Raw genomic sequence first — 17405 nt, forward strand, 5'->3', positions numbered from 1 at the left:
CGGAAACGCAGAACCGAGAAGCGCGGAATTCCGAATTCTTCGAACACCGGCCCGTCGACCGGCCATCGATTACTTTTCCGTATCCGGGTCCTGTCGGCCACCAACTCATCAGGTTGATCAGGTTACGAGCTGATTGCCTGGGTGACTCCTGGAGAACTCGGACGGAGAATTCATCCGCCCCCGGCACCGCCCCCGGCCCCGCCACCGGCCCCGCCTCCGGCCCCGGCCGATTTCCGTGCCGAAAGGCGTAGCAGAACCGGTCCCGAAAGGGCCGCGAGACCGCCCGCGATCAGCACACCGAGGAGCACCCAGCGGATGATCCCGAGGATCGTGGACGGGGTCAGCCCGCCGGACTCGGCCGCGTCGCGCGCCAGTTCCGGTGCGGCACTCGGATCGGGTGAACCGGCCTCGTCCGGGTCGCCGGACGCACCTCCGGCGTCCGCCGCTCCGCCGGCCCCGGCCGTACCGCCGGCGGAGCCACCGCCACCGCCACCACCACCGTCCAGGCCGCCGCCCGCGCCGCCGCCCGCCGCGCCCGCGGTGTCCCCGCCGCCGCCCGCGCCGCCGGCGACGTCCCCGCCGTCCTCGGCGTCCTCGGCGTCCTTCGCGTTCTGCAGGACGTCGGCCGCCGCCAGCGCCTGGGTGCGCATCGCCGCCGGGAGCGGGGCGTAGCCGGGCGGGAGTTGGCCCGGTGAGACGCCGGGCGACTGCCCGGCGCCGACCGCGTAGCGGATGAGGCCCGCGTAGTCCTTGCGGTCGGCGGCCGGGGTGCTGGTGAACCCGGCCGCGTACACGACGGAGGCGAGCGGGTAGGCGTTGCCCTTCGCCGCGCCCGGGTCGGTCGCGAGCACCCCCGGCACCGGGGACTTCTTCATCGAGGCCACGCCGGCGAGCAGGGAGTCGGTGGTGGGGGCGACGAAGGCTCCGGCGGCGTTGCGCAGCGCGGCGGTCTGGAGGCCGTAGCGCGCGGCGGACGCGGCGTCGACGAGGGCCAGGACCATCCGCTCTCCCGGCAGCGGCGGGGTGTTGACCAGTTTGGCGGGCGAGCCGTTGCTGCTCGCGGCGGCCGTGGTGGTGGCGCCGTTGTTGCCGCGCCGGGTGCGCAGCGCGCCGTCGTGCATGTCCTGGACGTACGGGGCGACGTCGGTGGTCCCGTACTCCAGGCTCTCCCCGTCGATGACGACCTCGGTGCGGGTGGGGTCCGCCTTGGGGAAGTCGGATACGGATGTGTCGGTGGCGAGGCCGAGACCCGCGAAGAACGGATTTATTTTCATGCCCCACGGATCGGCGGTGCCCGACAGGAATTCCCTGGCCTCGCGGTCCGACCTGAGCCACTGCCAGGCCATTCTCGACGTGTCCGTATTCGCGAGCTGCACCATGAGACTCATGGGCGACAGGGACGTCGCCGACCAGTCCTTGAAATCGGGGTTGATCTCCTTGAATTCCGGGTCGTGGAACAGACTGAGCGGATTGTCCTTGATGTGTTCGGGTATTTCACGGCGCGCGCGTGTCACATCCTTCTGGTAGGAGGACGTGAGCAGTTTGGCGAGCAGTCTGGGGGTGAGTTTCATCGACGTGAGCTGACCGGAGTCGGGCAGTTCGACGAAGAAGCCGACCGCGAGACCGCTCACCGCCACGGGTGCGTGCACCACGGTGCCGTCGGGTGCGGTGCCCGTCTCCTCGGCTTCCGCGTCCGACGCCACGACCGGGTCGACCGTGAAGGCGAGTCCGGGTGCGCCGGCCACCGGCCGGGAGATCGTGTCCCTGGCCCCCTCCTCGCCGCTCTGGCTGAACGCGAACTTGGCGCCGTCGCTCGCCGAGCAGACGGCGGGCTGCCACGCCGAGATCGCGTCGGTGACCAGCTCCGAGCCGGTCACCCGGCGCTCCGCCCGGTCGGCCGGGCAACTGTTGCCGACCGGCAGGAAGTCCAGCGGAACGACCATGCGCTGCGCCCAGTTGGAGGCGGCGAGCGGGGACGACTGGAGCGGGCGGCCCTGGCCGGTCGCACCGTCGATGTCGTACTCGCCGCGCGGGACGATCACCAGCCAGCAGGACCGCCCCTTGACGGTGCCCCCCTGCGTCACCGGGGCGCCGCAGCCGAGCTGGTCGGCCTCCTGGTCGGTCAGCATCGGGAAGGTGAACTCGCCGGTTCCGTCCGGGTGGGTGACGGCGTATGGCTCCTCGTTGGTGTCCAGCGACCCGAAGTAGGTCCAGTCGCGCGAACCGGTCGTCGGCTTCTCGCCGTTGGCCGGCCGGAAGGGTACGTACGACTCGCCCTGACCGTTGCCGATGTACTCCGTCTCCGCCGGGTCGGGCACCGCGTCGATCTGCCGCAGCGAGGTCCAGGAGCCGCCCTGCTGTACGCCGCTGCCGCCGAACTGGCACTGGTCGCGCCGGGGTCCGGCCGGGTCGTCGCCCCAGCACTGCATGAGCTGGAGGTAGTTGTGCGCGAAGCCGGTCTCGGTCGGCCGGGCCCCGGTCCAACTGACGCGTACGCCCTGGGCGCGCAACTGGGTGGTCTGGTGGACGGTGACCTCGAGGGAGGAGAAGTCGTCGTACGTCCCCTTCTTGCCGGTCACGGTGACCGCGGAGCTCTCGGCGGCCTGGGCGGGGGCCGTGGCGGCGGGCAGCGGGAGCAGCGCCACCACCAGGGCGGCCAGCAGCGCGGCGACGCCCGCCTTCGCGGATCGGGGCGGTCTCGCCTTCGTGGATCGGAGCGGTCTCATCGCAGGCCCTCCCCGCGGCGGGCGCGCGCGGCCAGGGCGCGGGCGGTGATCGGCGGGCCGACGACCACGCCGAGCAGCAGGACGGCCGACAGGGCCATGAGTACGCCGCGCAGCCCACCGGACTCGCCCGCCGCGAGCGTGACCGGATTGCCGACGACCGAGGAGTCTCCCGCGCCGTCACCGCCGATCAGTTCGCCGGTGTCCGGGTCGATGACGCCGCCGGCGGCGCTTCCCCCCGTATCGCCGGAGGCTCCGCCCGCGTCGGTGGCGCCGCCGGTGGACGTACCCGCGGTGCCCGCCGTCGTCGCGCCGCCGGTGGCCCCGCCGGAGGCGCTGCCCCCGCTGCCGCCGGAGGCGCCGGAGCCGCCGCCGTTCGAGCCGCCCGAACCGCCGCTGGTGGCGGTGGACTTGACGGGTGTCTTCTCCTTGGCGCCCGCCGTGCCGTCGCTGCACTGCGTGGGACCCTTCTTGTCGCACGCCTTCGGGTAGGGGGCCTTGTTGGCGAGGGTGTTGGAACCGTCCGCGGAGAACGTGGGATTACGGCACTTCGAGATGTCGGTGCTGTTGGCGGGCGCTCCGGGGATCCTCTTGACCTGCGCGAATCCGGCCTCGACCAGGTTGATGGGCAGGGGCGAGTAGCCGAGCTCCTCGGCCTGTTGCTGGCCGTCGCACAGGAAGTAGTTGGCGAAGGTGCCCAGTGTCTTGCCCTTGGCGGTGGTGAAGGGCTGTTCTGCCTTGGTCGGGATGATCATGTAGCTGTAGCTGGAGAGCGTGTACGTGCGGCGGTCGGGCGACCGGTAGACGCCGTCCAGGATCTGCGTCAGATAGTTCGCCGAGCCCTTGTCCTCGTTGAGGCGGGCCTTCAGCAGGGCCACGGCGACACTGGACGCGGTCGGCTCGACGTAGTACCCCGACGCGTTGAGCATCTTCGCCACCGGGAAGCCGGTCGTGATCGCGTACGAGTACTCGACGTAGGTGATCGCCCCCTCGGCGTGCCCCTGCTTGGTGAAGCCGGAGACGCCGAGCGAGCCGGACTTGGCGATGTGCGAGGAGCCGGGTACGACGGGGAAGTACGAGGTCATTCCGCACGGCGTGGACCGGCCGGCCCGGCGGCAGTAGTCGTTCCACAAGCTGCCGTGCTGCTTGGACATCCAGGTGGTCAACTGGGCCGTCGTACCGGAGCCGTCGGAGCGCACCACCGGGATCACCTGGATCGCCGGCAGGTTGAGTCCGGGGTTGTCCGCCTTGATCTCCGGGGCGTTCCACCGGGTGATCCTCCCGGTGAAGATCTTGGTGACGACATCGCCGGAGAGCCGCAGATTGGTGACCTTCTTGCCACCGATCTTGAGGTTGTACATGAAGGCGGTGCCGCCCGCGACGATCGGCATGTAGGCGTAGCCGCGCTTGGGCGGGGCGTCCGTGGCCCCCGCCTCGGTGAGCCCGTACGGGATCTCGGAGACCGCGAAGTCGGCGGTGCCGTTCTTGAACTGCTCACGGCCGACCGAGGAGCCGAGCGCGGCGTAGTTGACGGTCATGCCGCTGTTGGAGGCGACGTTGCGGCGCCACTGGTCGAGCGCGTTGGAGCTCCAGGTGGAGCCCGCGCCGCTGATCTTGGTGTACGAGGCCGCCTGGGCGGCCGGCGCGTGGAAGGCGAGCAGCGCGCACAGCAACGCGGCTGCCGCCATGGCGAGTCGGGAGACGGTGGCCGGTCTCACGGGGCACTCCTTCTGGGTGTACGGGGTGGACTCGGCGGCTTCGTGGGGGAGTTGGGGGTGGTGGCGTCGGCGGTGCGGGCGCCCGCTCGGGCATCGGCGGTGCGGGCGCCCGCTCGGGCATCGGCGGTGCGGGCGCCCGCACCGGCGCCCACAGCTCCGGCGCCCACAGCTCGGGCGCCGGCTCGGGCCGCGAACCGTTCGGCGTCGTGCTTGGACGCCCGTACCCGCCGGTGTTCCTGACGGCGCGTCAACTGGCCCGGCCCGCGCCCGCCGACGATCCGGGCGATCACGAACAGCAGCAGGACCAGGGCCATCAGCACCGCCGCCGTCCCGAAACCCCGCGCGATCATGGTGGGTTCGGGCGACTTGACGAACTCGAAGGTGGCCAGCGGCAGCGAGACCTGCGGCCCCGAGAACGGATCGATGTTGGCCTCGGCGGTGAATCCGGCGGTGAGCAGCACCGGCGAGGTCTCGCCGACGCCGCGTGCGGTGCCGAGGATGACGGAGGTCGTCAGACCCGAGCGGGCGGTCGGCAGCACCACGTGCCACACGGTGCGCCAGCGCGAGGTGCCGAGCGCGTACGCCGCCTCGCGCAGATTGCCCGGCACCAGCCGGATCACCACGTCGGCCGCCCGGATGATGATCGGCAGCATCATGACGGACAGCGCGAGGGACGCGGCGAAGCCGGAGCGGTCGAAGCCGAGCGCGAGGATGACCGTGGCGTAGATGAACAGTCCCGCGACGATCGACGGCAGCGCGGTCATCGCCTCGACCACGGTCCGTACGAACCGGGCGAAGCGGCCCGGCACTTCGTTGAGGAAGACCGCGCAGAGCAGCCCGGTCGGCACCGTGATGGCGAGCGCGATGGCGATCTGTTGCAGGGTGCCGAGGATCGCGTGCAGGATGCCGCCGGTCGACAGCGGGTCGAGCGGTCCCGCCTCGGCCATGTCCTGGACGAAGAAGTTCAGGTGCGGCAGCGCCCTGCGGCCCTCCCACAGGGTGTAGACGACGACGCAGGCGAGCGCGGCCACCATCACCAGGCCCAGGCTCTGTACGACGACGGCGGCGATCCGGTCGCGTACGGCGGGTCCGTCCTCGTCGAAGGAGACCAACAGGCCGTAGAGCAGCAGGAAGAAGACGTACGCGACGACGACGAAGCCGACGGCGCCGCTGAACGGCAGCAGCCGGGTGAACAGCAGCCCGGTGAGGGACAGCGCGGCCGCTGCGGCGCCCAGCAGGGCGTACACATCGGTGGCGCGCAGTTGGGTCGGCGAGCGCCGCCGCTCCCCCACGGCCGGGGCCGGTGCGCGCTCGACCGCGTGCGGGCCGCCCGGCGCGGGTCTTTGAGGCGCGATGGTCATGTGTGGTGTCTCCTCATTCACTCGCCGCTCATTCACTCGCCGCGCCGGAGCGGCTGCGGGCGACGATCGACGATGCGGCGAAGTTGACGACGAGAGTCATCAGGAAGAGGGCGAAGCCCGCGGCCATCAGGGCCGACATACCGAACTCGCTGGCCTCGCCGTACCGCAGGGCGATCAGCGCGGCGACCGAGTTGGAGCCGCTCTGGAGCACATGCCACTGGATTTCGAAGACCGGCGAGATGATCAGGTAGACCCCGATCGTCTCGCCCAGCGCGCGGCCGAGTCCCAGCATCGTGCCGCCGATCATGCCGCCCTTGCCGAAGGGCAGGACGACGCCGGCGATCATGCCCCAGCGGGTGGCGCCCAGCGCGAAGGCGCCCTCGCGTTCGCCGACCGGCGCCTGCGAGAACACCTCGCGCATCACCGAGCACGCGATCGGCGCGACCATCAGGGCGACGACGATGCCCGCGATGAGGGTCGACGACGTGTAGACGGTCTGCGGGGCGAGCGGGTCGGCCGGGTCGGCGGCGGGGACGCCGAAGAACGGGATCCAGCCCAGATAGGTGGCGATCCAGCGGGCGGTGGGCAGGATCTGCCCCTCGAAGAAGAACAGGCCCCACAGGCCGTAGACGACGGACGGCACGGCCGCCATCAGGTCGACCACACCGATCAGCGTCTGCCGCAGCCTCGGCGGCGCGTACTCGCAGATGTAGAGCGCCCCGCCGATCGCGAGCGGTACGGCGACGGTGATCGCGACCAGCGCGATCAGCACGGTCCCGACCAGCACGGCCGCGATCCCGAACCGGCCGGCGTCCGGCTCCCATGCCTCGGTCGTCAGGAACGACCAACCCGCCCTGGACAGCGCCTGCCAGGCCCGGTACAGGAGGAATCCGCCGACCAGGAGCATGACGGCGAGCACCAGTCCTCCCCCGCCACGGGCGACACCCCTGAAGACACGGTCGGGCAGGCCCGGGTCCGCGTACAGCCTTCGGGGCGCGTCCGCTTCCTGCCCACTCGCTCTTCTCGTCACGGGGCCGACGCTCCCGGTACGCGATTGACGGGCGCGCACCGAGATGTGAACGAGGTGTGCCCTAAGGGCAACTTCCCGTTACCTCCACCATCTCGGCCAGCAGGGCACGGAACCGCTGCCAGGCCGAGCGGCAGGTCGAGTGCCGCTCGTAGGGCCGCGCCGAGACGGCGACGACCTCACCCGCGGCATCACGTAATAACCACATCCAGCCGTTGCCTTCCGCGGTGTGCTGTACGGCGCCGACGAGTGCCGCGCGATCGCGGCACAGCGTCTCGAAGGCGGCGCGGCAGTGCCCGTACTCGTCGTACGACCGCGCGGACACCGCGACCACACGGCCGTTCTGCGCGACCACGCGCCAGTGGTACGCGCCGTGCGCGTCGACGTCGATACGGCGGCGCGCGCCGCCCGCGTCGGCTCTGTCGCCACCACCCGCGCCATCGGTGACCGTCATCTCGATCCCACCCCCCGCCGCCCCGTCGGAGAGCGGGGCGGCAGGCGCAACCTAGTGAGACGGACGTGACAGCGGACGCCACAAACCCGACAACGAGGCCGGGTTTCATGGCGAAGTTGCCCTTAGGGCGCCCGGAGTACACCGGAAGCAAGCCCTTTCCCCGTGGTGGCCGGAGTCGGCCGACCCGCAATTTCTACAGTGTTGTAGATTTTGAGCAGTCCATACCTTCGAGCACCAGGAGAAGATCGTGGGAGTTTCCCTCTCCAAAGGCGGCAATGTTTCGCTCAGCAAGGAGGCGCCGGGCCTGACGGCGGTGATCGTCGGCCTCGGCTGGGACGCGCGCAGCACCACCGGCGCGGACTTCGACCTCGACGCGAGCGCGCTGCTCGTCAACGCGGCCGGCAAGGTCCCCTCCGACCAGCACTTCATCTTCTACAACAACCTCAAGAGCCCTGACGGTTCGGTCGAGCACACCGGTGACAACCTCACCGGTGAGGGCGAGGGCGACGACGAGTCGGTGAAGGTCAACCTCGCCGGTGTTCCCGCCGAGGTGGACAAGATCGTCTTCCCGGTCTCCATCCACGAGGCGGAGTCGCGCGGCCAGAGCTTCGGCCAGGTCCGTAACGCGTTCATCCGGGTGGTGAACCAGGACGGCGGCGCCGAGCTGGCGCGCTACGACCTCACCGAGGACGCGTCGACGGAGACCGCGATGGTCTTCGGCGAGCTGTACCGCAACGGCGCGGAGTGGAAGTTCCGCGCCGTGGGCCAGGGTTACGCCTCCGGCCTCTCCGGCATCGCCAGCGACTTCGGTGTCGGCGTCTGAGCTGAGCCACCCGCCACCGGCCGCCCGCCGCCGGATCCGGACCACCGCAAGGCGTCCGGGTCCGGCGGCGTCGCGTTTCGTCCCCCGCGCACGCCCCCCGCGCACGCCTCCCGAGACGACAACTCCCGCGACTCATGCGACTTTGGTGGCATGACCACCACCATTCCCGGCGGAACCCTCACCCCGGCGAAGGGCCTCACCCTCAGCCGCATGGGCTACGGAGCCATGCAACTGGCCGGCCCCGGCGTCTTCGGCCCGCCCAAGGACCGTGACCAGGCGCTGGCCGTGCTGCGCGAGGCGGTCGGGCTCGGGATCACGCACATCGACACCAGCGACTTCTACGGCCCCACCGTCGTCAACGAGCTGATCAAAGAGGCTCTGCACCCCTACCCCGCCGACCTGCGCATCGTCACCAAGGTGGGCGGTCGCCGCAGCGGTGACGGAGCCTGGTTCACGTCGCTGGAGCCCGCCGATCTGAGGGCGCAGGTCGAGGAGAATCTGCGGCATCTGGGCCTGTCGGCCCTGGACGTGGTCAATCTGCGTCTGGGCCCGTCCGAGGGCATCTCCGACCAGTCGGTGGCCGAGCCGTTCGGCGCGCTGGCCGAGCTGCGCGAGCAGGGTCTGATCCGCCATCTCGGTCTCAGCAACATCTCCGACGCCCAGCTCACCGCGGCGCAGGCCATCGCGCCCGTCGTCACCGTGCAGAACCTCTACAACCTCGCCAACCGCGCGGACGACGCGCTCGTGGACCGGTGCGCGGCCGAGAACATCGCCTTCGCCTCGTTCTTCCCCCTCGGCGGTTTCACCCCGTTGCAGTCCGAGACCCTGACGTCGGTCGCGGCCCGGCTGGACGCCTCGCCGCAGCAGGTCGCACTGGCCTGGCTGCTCCAGCGCTCGGCGACCACCGTCCTGATCCCCGGCACCTCGTCCGTCGGCCATCTGCGCGAGAACGTCGCCGCGGCCGAGCTGCGCCTGCCGGCCGACGCGATCGCCGAGCTGGACACCATCGGCCGGTAGGGCGTGTCCGGAAAGCCCCGCCACGCCGGCGACCGCCCCCGGGCCGGCCCCGCCCACCCTCCCGAAGGAGCACGCGCATGCCCAGAGCCGTCCGCTACGACCAGTACGGATCCGTCGACGTCCTGTACATCGCCGACGTCGCCGAGCCCGCCCCGGCCGCCGACGAGATCGTCGTCGAAGTGGTCGGCGCCGGGCTCAATCCCGGCGAGGGCAAGGTACGCGAGGGGCTGATGCACGCCGTCTGGCCCGCCACCTTCCCCTCCGGCCAGGGCAGCGACTTCGCGGGCCGCGTCGTCGCGGTGGGCGGCGGCGCCGTGGGCGCGCCCGCGATCGGCGCGGAGGTGATCGGGTTCACCAACCGGCGCGCCGCGCAGGCGGACTACGTCGCCGTCCCCGCCGACCAGGTGACACCCAAGCCCGCGGCCGTCGACTGGGACGTGGCGGGGTCCCTCTTCGTGGCGGGCACCACCGCGTACGCGTCCGTCCGGGCCGTCGGGGCCGAATCCGGCGAGACCGTCGTGGTCAGCGCCGCCGCCGGCGGCGTGGGCTCCCTGGCCGTGCAACTGCTGCGCCGTCAGGACGTGCGGGTCCTGGCCGTCGCGGGCGAGGCCAATCACGACTGGCTCGCCTCACTGGGCGCGGTGCCGATCTCGTACGACGGGGGTGTCGAGAGCGTCGAGGAACGGATCCGCGAGGCGGCGCCCCACGGCGTCGACGCGTTCATCGACGCGTACGGAGACGGCTACGTCGAACTCGCCGTGAAGCTGGGCGTCGCCCCCGTACGGATCAACACGATCGCCGACTTCCCCGCCGCGCAGAAGTACGGCACCAAGAACGACGGGGGCATGACCGCGGCCCGCGCGGAGGTCCTGGCCGAGCTGGCCGCCCTGATCGCCGAAGGCGAACTGAACGTCGCCATCAGCGCCACGTACCCCATCGAGGAGGTACGGGAGGCGTACAAGGCGCTCGCCGGGCCGCACAGCCGGGGGAAGATCGTCCTTCGGATGCGCTGACCGCCGCGCGGCCGGACGGTTGGTGTCGGAGCGGTGCGGCACGGTGGACGCACCCGCTGCCCGGCTCGAATCCGCTCAACGTCGCGGCGCGGGAAGGGTATTTGTACGTCCCTCGTCGTCCGCCGGCTGCCCGGGTATGGCAAAGTCGTGCCGGTGGACGAGCTGAGACCTCAAGATCCCGCGCGAATAGGCGTATGGCGGATTCTCGCCCGGCTCGGCGCGGGCGGCATGGGCCAGGTGTACCTGGGCCGTTCGCCGGGCGGCCGGCTGGTGGCGGTGAAGGTGATCCGCGACGAGATCAGTGACCATCCGGAATCGCTGGCCCGCTTCCGGCGGGAAGCCGCGACCATGGAGGCCGTACGCAGCCCGTACGCCGCCCAGTTGATCGAGGCGTCGCTCGACGCGTCGCCGTACTGGCTGGCCACGGAGTACGTGCCGGGGCCCACGCTGCGCGACGCCGTGCGCGCGAGCGGCCCGTTCCCGCCCGAGAGCGCGCTGCGGCTGTTCGCGGCGCTCGCCGAGGGGCTGGCCACGGTGCATGTCCACGGGGTCACGCACCGGGACCTGAAACCGCAGAACGTCATCCTCGCGCCGCAAGGGCCGCAACTGATCGACTTCGGCATCGCCCGGGGACTGGACCTGACGGCTCTCACCCGGACCGGAATGGCGCTGGGGACACCCGGGTACGCCGCGCCGGAAGTTCTCCTGCGCAACGAGGTCGGCCCGGCGGCGGACGTCTTCGCGCTCGGAGCGACGATCGCCCACGCGGCGACCGGCCGGCCTCCGTACGGCGAGGGGGACCCCTCGTCGGTGAACTACCGGTCCGTGCACGAGGACATCGACGTCGCGGGCGTACGGGAGGACCTGGCCGCGCTGATCCGGCGATGCGTCGCCAAGGACCCGGCGGAACGGCCCGAGTTGGCGGCCGTGATCGCCGGATGCGCGGTGGACTCGGCGCTGGCCTCGGACGCCCACTACCGTTCGGTGGCCCGGGACACCGAAGCGGTACCGGGGCCCGAGCCCGTATCCGTATCCGAGCCCAAGCCCGAGTCCAAGTCCGAGTCCAAGTCCGCCGAGTCGGCCGAGCCGCCCGCGCGCTGGGGATACGACGAGACCGGCAAGGCGGGCACCCGCTACGCCGTACCGAACCGATCGCCGGCTCCCGCCGCCCGGCGCGGACATGGCAGACGCTGGCTCGCGGCCTGCGCGGTCGTGCTCGTCGTGCCGCTGGCGCTGTGGCTGCATCCCAGGCTGGGCGACGACGACCAGGACCCCGGCGCGGCACCTGCCACCGGGACCATCACATCCGGGGCGACCGCGAAGGACGAGGCGACCGCCAAAGACGACACGACCGCCAAGGACGACGCGACCCCCAAGGACGACGCGCCCGAGCAGCCACCGGACCACATCGTCAACGACCGTGTCTCGCAGGACCGTTGGACCCTGTCGGACGATCCGGATCAGGCATCCCATGGCGGGGGCACCTGCGATCTGGCCAGTATCGGCGACTCCTCGCCGCCGGACGGTCTGCGGTCCTCCGTCTTGCACACCACCGGCTCGGGCACCGCCTCGGTGTCCATGCGCCCCAAGGACGCCGGGAGCGGCAAGCGCCCCGAGCCGTACTACGTGTCCGTCGGGATACGCCCGCCGCACGAGACCGACCGCACCACCGGGCGCCCCCTCAAGTCGGTCGGCAAGGGCATCGGTTTCACCACCGAACCCGTCGACCTCTACTCCGAGTGGTCATCGGGCGGCACGGTCAAGTTCCAGTACCCCGACGACTTCCAGGCCCACTTCGGCGAGCGGACCGTCGACGCGATCCCGGTGAGCGACGACCCGGGCGACTGGACCGTGGTGATCTACCACGTCGAGGGCGGACCCACGAAGTACACGTCCGTCGTGTGCAACGGCTTCCACGCGGGTGGGTGACACCCAGGGAGGTGTCACGTTCGCGCGCCCGGCGGTGTCTTCATGTCGATCAGCCGGACAGGCATACGTACAGGGAGAACATCATGGCGCTGCGCGTTCCGAAGGCGGAACTTCCCACCGAGCTCAGGGAGAACATGATCAAGCGGTTCGGTGCCGTGGCCGAGCCCGCCGAGGCGACGTCGCACAATCCCGCGGTCACCGAGACCATCATGGCAATGGGCGAGAAGGTGAGCCGATGGGATTCCGTCGACGAGAGCCTCAAGTCATTCGCGCACATGGCCGTCGCGGCACAGGTCGGCTGTAGCTGGTGCCTCGACATCGGCTACTTCCAGGCGGTGAACATGGACATGGACGTGGTCAAGGCGAGCGAGGTGCCGCGCTGGCGGGAGTCGGACGTGTTCACACCGCTGGAGCGGGACGTGCTGGACTACGCCGAGGCCATGACGAGCACACCGCCGACCGTCACCGACGAATTGTCCAAAAGTCTGCTCGGTCGACTCGGCCCGGCGGGACTGGTCGAGCTGACCGTATACATCTCCTACTGCAACCTTGCGACCAGGAACAATGTGGCGCTCGGAGTCGAGTCACAGGGCTTCTCCGACGCGTGCGAGATTCCGCTGGCCACGCGTCCTGGCACGTCCGGCGTGGCGGCGTCGACGGTATGATCGAGGACCCTTTCGTCACCCATCGCGGCCTGCTGTTCACGGTCGCCTACGAAATGCTCGGGTCGGCGGCCGACGCGGAGGACGTGCTCCAGGAGTCCTGGCTGCGATGGGCCGCCGTCGACGAGACACAGGTGCGTGACCCACGGGCGTATCTCGTACGCACCGTCACCCGCCAGGCGCTCAACCGGCTGCGCACGCTGTCGCGCAGCCGCGAGGAGTACGTCGGCGAGTGGCTGCCGGAACCGCTGCTGACCAGCCCGGATGTCGCCGAGGACATCGAACTCGCGGAGAGTGTGTCGATCGCGATGCTGACCGTGCTGGAAACGCTCGGGCCGACCGAGCGGGCTGTGTTCGTGCTCCGCGAGGTCTTCGAGATGCCGTACGGCGAGATCGCCGAGGCCGTGGGGAAGTCCGCGGCCACGGTGCGGCAGATCGCGCGCCGGGCACGTGACCATGTGGCGGCCCGGCAGCCTCGGGTGCGGGTGAGCCGGTCGGAGCAACGGGCGGTGGTGGAGCGGTTCCTGGGCGCGCTGCGCACCGGGCGGTTGCAGGAGCTGATGGAGGTCATGGCGCCGGACGTCGTCCTGATCGCCGATGGTGGCGGGCACGCCGCCGCCGCTCTGGTGCCGATCCACGGGGCCGAGGTGGTGGCGAAGTTGCTCTCGGGCGCGGACCGGACGGTGGCCCCGTACGAGACGACGACCGTATGGCTCAACGGCGCGCCCGCCGGCCGGGTCGAGATCGACGGCAATCTGGTCGCGATCAGCCTCGTCGTGGAGGACGGGCGGGTGACCCGGATCTACGCGATCGCGAACCCACGGAAACTGACGCGGCTGGACGAACCGGCGGTACTCGCCAGGTGAGTTGGGCGCTCTCGGTCGATCGCCGGACGGGCCGCGCATGCGGTCCGTCCGGCGGTTGAGCGCGGGCGAGGCCAGGGCCTAGCGGGGGTCTTCCTCCGCTGCGCCGGGCGTCGGGCGCGGGGCCTGGTGGTAGTGGTTGACGTTTCCGCCCTGCACTCCGTACGCCGTCGCGTGGTCCCGCGCGGTGATGTTCTGCACCCAGTTCTGCTGGGGCTCCGGGAGTTCGCTCCGGATGCCCTCCACCAGGCTGTTCAGCTCGGCCGCCGCTTCGGGATGTTCGCGCAGCAGTTGCGCGAACTCCAACTGCCACTGCCCCTGGACGAGTTGCCGGGCCTCGTCGGCGTCGTCCGCCTCCTGTACGAGCGCGGCCTGGCGGTCCAACTGCCCTTCGAGCGCGGCCTGTCCGTCGTCGCCGCGCCGCCGGAACAGCCGCACCGCCCCGGCCCGCGCCCCCTGCCAGGCGTCGGTGGCCATGGCCGCCGCCAGCGCCCCCGCACCGCTGCTCGCCAATACCGTCAGTGTCTCGGACAGCATCAATCCCCCTTGTGGTTCCGGTGATTCCTCGGTGCTCGTGACTTCCTGACTACCACGACGAGACGGCCGGTACGCCGGGACCGGGAGGATTGGTTGGGGAATCGTCGGCCACATCGGGCACGTCGGGCGCGTCGGGCACGTCGGGCAGCAGTGCGCTGTGGTGGCGGCGGAGCAGCCGTTCGTGGTCGGGGGTGAACAGCTCGCGCCCGACGCCCACCGCGAGGTCTTCGGTGGCCCCGTCGGCCGTCGGCGCCGGAATGTCGCCGGTCTCGGCGGGATGGCCCGTGGCGGTCAGGAGCCGGGCGAGGGCCCGGTCCCGGGCGTCGGTGGAACCGCCGAGTTCGGGGCCGGCGAGTTCTTCGTGGGTGATCACACAGATCGCCGGGTGGTGGAGCAGCCATTGGCAGCGGTGGCCTTCTCTCATGCCGGGGAAACCGGGGTCGGTGAGGGCGAGCGTGATCTTGGCGTCCAGGGTGGGCCGGGTGGCGAGGATGTCGCGGTAGATGAGGTGTTCGGGGAGGGTGCCGACACGGTCGGCGGGCCGGGAGAGGGCGCGGATCTGGCTGATGATCCGGTCCCGGATGTCGCGGTGGTGGTGGACGATCGGCGGCTGGGACCGGGTGTGCCAGGTGCGCAGGAAGTCCGCGTCGGCGTACCGCAGGTCGAGGCCGGTGACGTACCAGCAGCCCCGGCCCGGCAGCAGGCCGAGCAGCGTGGTGTCCGGCAGGCGGGTGAGGCGGGACTCGATGTCCGGGTCGACGGCCGACGCGAGGGTGGTGGGCTGGCCCAGTCGGGTCCACCACACCCGCCACAGGGCGCTGACCGCCTGGTGGAAGGCGCCCTCCAGGATCTCCCGGTCGTAGCGCGGGTTGAGCAGTAGCGCCGTGCGGTCGGGGCCGTAGGCCGCCGTGAGGAGGGCGTACACCTCGCCGGGGCCTGGACCTGGACGGTCGGCACCGGCGGCCGGATCGCCGCTCATCGTGCCGTACGAGGTGTAACCGAGGGCGCTGGTGACGTCCGCCAGCAGCGGGGTGCCGCTGCCCGGCAGGGATACGGCGATCATCTGGGGCACGGCCATGGAACATCTCCCGGAGGAAGGCGGGGCCGTCCGGCCCCGGCTGCTGGTCCCGCGACGGGGGTCGGTTCAGCGGGGTACGGCGCCGCCACTCACGCTCATGGTCCGCGACTCCACGCCCATCGCTGCTCCTTCGCCGCCTGCCGTTCAGCGTGCCGGGCGCATATTCGTCCGGCCGCACCCGGTCAACGACCCACCGGCGGCTGCGACACGCTGATCTGGAGGAGGAACCGCAGCCCTTCCAGGGAGGGGGAGCCAAGTGGGGCGGTGTAGGCGACCAGTTGCTGCTCGGGCTGGGTATCGACGGAGAACTGCTGCACGTCGAGCGTGAGCGCGCCGACGACGGGGTGGAGGTACGTCTTGGTGAGCTGCCTCGGCCCGCGCACCTGGTGGCTCGCCCACCACGTGCGGAAGTCCGGGTCGCGGACGCTGAGTTCGCCGATCAGCGCGGCCAGGGCCCGGTCGTCGGGACAGCGGCCCGCCTCCATCCGCAGGACCCCGACACACTCGCGTGCGGCGCGTGGCCAGTCCGCGTACAGGGCTCGGTAGTCGTCGTCCAGGAACGTCAGCCGGATCAGGTTGCGCTCGGCCGTGGGCAGTGCCTCGAAGTCGGTGAGGAGGGCCGCCGCGGCCGGGTTCCAGGCCAGCACGTCCATGCGGCGGTTGAGGATCATGGCGGGGATTTCGCTCATGCCGTCGAGCAACTGGCGCAGGCGCGGGTCGACGCTCTGCCGGGCGGGCGGCCGGGCGGGGGCGGGCCGCGTGACGTCGGCGACGGTGAACAGATACGCGCGCTCGTCCGGGGCGAGGAGCAGGGCGTCGGCGAGGGCGTCAAGGACGGGGCGGGAGACCCTGCGCGTACGGCCCTGTTCCAGCCGTACGACATAGTCGACGCTCACATGCGCGAGCTGGGCCAGTTCCTCGCGGCGCAGACCCGGGACGCGGCGCAGCCGCCCGTCGTCCGGCAGGCCCACCGACCGGGGGGTGAGGCTCGCGCGCCGGGCACGCAGGAAGTCGCCCAGTTCGTTGCCGCCGGAAGCGGCGCCACTGTGTCCCATGACTTCCAGTCTCCGCCTTGTGGCACCCGTGTGCCTGGTACTAATCCGCATAGGCAGGGCCCTCCCTGGCACCTGCCACCGGCCGGAGCGACGGTGGGAAACGTGGCCGACAGAACGAGGTCACCACCCGTCGTAAGCACTGGAGGACGTCATGAGGACAGATGTTGAGTTCCCGAGCGCCGGTCTGAAGCTCGCCGGTCACCTCTACACCCCCGACGGCGCGGCCGCCGGCCCGTATCCGGCGATCGTCGTCGGCCATCCCGGCGGCAGCGTGAAGGAGCAGACCTCCGGCATGTACGCGCGGCACCTGGCCCAGCGGGGCTTCGTCACCCTCGCGTTCGACGCCGCGTACCAGGGCGCCAGTGAGGGCACCCCGCGCGGTCTGGAGGACCCGGCGCACCGGGTCGAGGACATCAAGGCCGCGGTCTCGTACCTCACCACCCGTGACGAGGTCGACGCCGACCGTATCGGCGCGCTGGGTATCTGCGCCTCGGGCGCGTACGTACTGCCCGCCACCGCGACGGACCATCGCGTAAGGGCCGTCGGCACCATCAGCGGCGTCGACATCGCGCGCCAGTTCCGCTACGGCCCCGACGGCACTCAGGACCCGGCCGTCATCCAGCAGATGCTCGACGCGGCGGCGGCGGCGCGGACCGCCGAGGCCCGCGGTGAGGAAGTCCAGCCCCTCACGCTCTTTCCCGACACGATCGAGGAGGCCCGTGCGCAGGGTGGCCGGCACGGTGCGGAGGGGTTCGAGTACTACCGCACCGACCGCGCCCAGCATCCGCGCTCGGCGAAGACCTTCACCTGGTCCAGCATCGACCACATGGTGTTCTTCGACGCCTACCGGTGCGTGGACCTGATCGCGCCGCGTCCGGTGCTCATGATCGCCGGGCGTGAGGCGGTGACGTCCTGGATGAGCGTCGAGGCGTTCGAGGACGCTCGCGAGCCGAAGGAGTTCCACTGGGTCGAGGGCGCGAGCCATGTGGACCTCTACGACAAGGAGCGGTACGTCGAGCCCGTGCTCACGAAACTGGCCGACTTCTACGGGAAGAACCTGGTCAACTAGGCGGCGGCACGGCCCGGCGTTCGCCCGCCCGACCGCCGGTTGATACCCGCCACGGGTCACTGCCACGATGCGTCCC

Annotated in this window: 15 protein-coding genes; 7 read left to right on the forward strand and 8 right to left on the reverse strand. The window is 71.1% G+C overall.

All coding sequences use genetic code 11. From position 1 onward, the window contains the following. Window positions 1-170: 170 nt before the first annotated feature. From OG329_RS08060 to OG329_RS08080, 5 genes are all read right to left on the reverse strand, one after another. Window positions 171-2726 carry a hypothetical protein gene (locus tag OG329_RS08060; protein WP_405793693.1) on the reverse strand — a complete coding sequence of 852 codons (2556 nt, stop codon included), beginning with the start codon at window positions 2724-2726 and terminating at the stop codon, window positions 171-173. Next, on the reverse strand, window positions 2723-4441 hold the full coding sequence (gene pstS, locus OG329_RS08065) for a phosphate ABC transporter substrate-binding protein PstS (RefSeq protein ID WP_405793695.1): 1719 nt from the start codon (window positions 4439-4441) through the stop codon (window positions 2723-2725). Before pstS ends, OG329_RS08060 begins: the two co-directional genes overlap by 4 nt. Next, window positions 4438-5802, reverse strand: coding sequence for a phosphate ABC transporter permease PstA (gene pstA / locus OG329_RS08070; RefSeq protein ID WP_405793697.1), 1365 nt, complete (start codon window positions 5800-5802; stop codon window positions 4438-4440). The genes pstS and pstA overlap by 4 nt, the downstream gene beginning before the upstream one ends. A gap of 28 nt (window positions 5803-5830) precedes the next feature. Beyond that, a complete protein-coding gene (gene pstC / locus OG329_RS08075) occupies window positions 5831-6832 on the reverse strand; it encodes a phosphate ABC transporter permease subunit PstC (RefSeq protein WP_405793699.1) in 1002 nt (333 codons plus the stop codon). 61 nt (window positions 6833-6893) lie between these two features. After that, window positions 6894-7283: a hypothetical protein gene (locus tag OG329_RS08080; protein ID WP_405793700.1), complete on the reverse strand. Its 390-nt coding sequence runs from the start codon at window positions 7281-7283 to the stop codon at window positions 6894-6896. A 247-nt stretch (window positions 7284-7530) separates the two neighbouring features. On the opposite strand from OG329_RS08080, the gene OG329_RS08085 reads away from it, so the two are divergent. The 6 genes from OG329_RS08085 (at window position 7531) to OG329_RS08110 (ending at window position 13593) form a co-directional block, all read left to right on the forward strand. Further along, a complete protein-coding gene (locus OG329_RS08085) occupies window positions 7531-8106 on the forward strand; it encodes a TerD family protein (RefSeq protein WP_405793701.1) in 576 nt (191 codons plus the stop codon). A 150-nt stretch (window positions 8107-8256) separates the two neighbouring features. Further along, window positions 8257-9123, forward strand: a complete 867-nt coding sequence (locus tag OG329_RS08090; RefSeq protein WP_405793703.1) for an oxidoreductase — start codon at window positions 8257-8259, stop codon at window positions 9121-9123. A 77-nt stretch (window positions 9124-9200) separates the two neighbouring features. Next, the gene (locus OG329_RS08095; RefSeq protein WP_405793704.1) at window positions 9201-10136 is read left to right on the forward strand and encodes an NADP-dependent oxidoreductase; all 936 of its coding nucleotides are present in this window, start codon (window positions 9201-9203) and stop codon (window positions 10134-10136) included. A gap of 153 nt (window positions 10137-10289) precedes the next feature. After that, a complete protein-coding gene (locus tag OG329_RS08100; protein WP_405793705.1) occupies window positions 10290-12065 on the forward strand; it encodes a serine/threonine-protein kinase in 1776 nt (591 codons plus the stop codon). A gap of 83 nt (window positions 12066-12148) precedes the next feature. Next, entirely contained in the window at window positions 12149-12730 is a 582-nt protein-coding gene (locus OG329_RS08105; RefSeq protein WP_405793707.1) for a carboxymuconolactone decarboxylase family protein, read from the forward strand. Further along, window positions 12727-13593, forward strand: a complete 867-nt coding sequence (locus OG329_RS08110) for an RNA polymerase sigma-70 factor (RefSeq protein WP_405793709.1) — start codon at window positions 12727-12729, stop codon at window positions 13591-13593. Before OG329_RS08105 ends, OG329_RS08110 begins: the two co-directional genes overlap by 4 nt. Window positions 13594-13671: 78 nt before the next feature. On the opposite strand, the gene OG329_RS08115 is transcribed toward OG329_RS08110, so the two are convergent. The 3 genes from OG329_RS08115 to OG329_RS08125 all read right to left on the reverse strand — a co-directional run bounded on the left by OG329_RS08115 (window position 13672) and on the right by OG329_RS08125 (window position 16260). Further along, entirely contained in the window at window positions 13672-14127 is a 456-nt protein-coding gene (locus OG329_RS08115; protein ID WP_405793711.1) for a hypothetical protein, read from the reverse strand. Between the two features lie 49 nt (window positions 14128-14176). Then, window positions 14177-15205: a hypothetical protein gene (locus OG329_RS08120; RefSeq protein WP_405793712.1), complete on the reverse strand. Its 1029-nt coding sequence runs from the start codon at window positions 15203-15205 to the stop codon at window positions 14177-14179. Window positions 15206-15387: 182 nt separating this feature from the next. After that, on the reverse strand, window positions 15388-16260 hold the full coding sequence (locus OG329_RS08125) for a helix-turn-helix transcriptional regulator (protein ID WP_405793713.1): 873 nt from the start codon (window positions 16258-16260) through the stop codon (window positions 15388-15390). A gap of 151 nt (window positions 16261-16411) precedes the next feature. Here OG329_RS08125 and OG329_RS08130 point away from each other — a divergent pair, with 151 nt between their 5' ends. Continuing rightward, on the forward strand, window positions 16412-17329 hold the full coding sequence (locus tag OG329_RS08130; RefSeq protein WP_405793714.1) for an alpha/beta hydrolase: 918 nt from the start codon (window positions 16412-16414) through the stop codon (window positions 17327-17329). Window positions 17330-17405: the final 76 nt, after the last annotated feature.

Origin of the sequence: Streptomyces sp. NBC_01506, assembly GCF_045040295.1 — a bacterium.
In the GTDB taxonomy this organism is placed as follows: Bacteria; Actinomycetota; Actinomycetes; order Streptomycetales; family Streptomycetaceae; genus Streptomyces.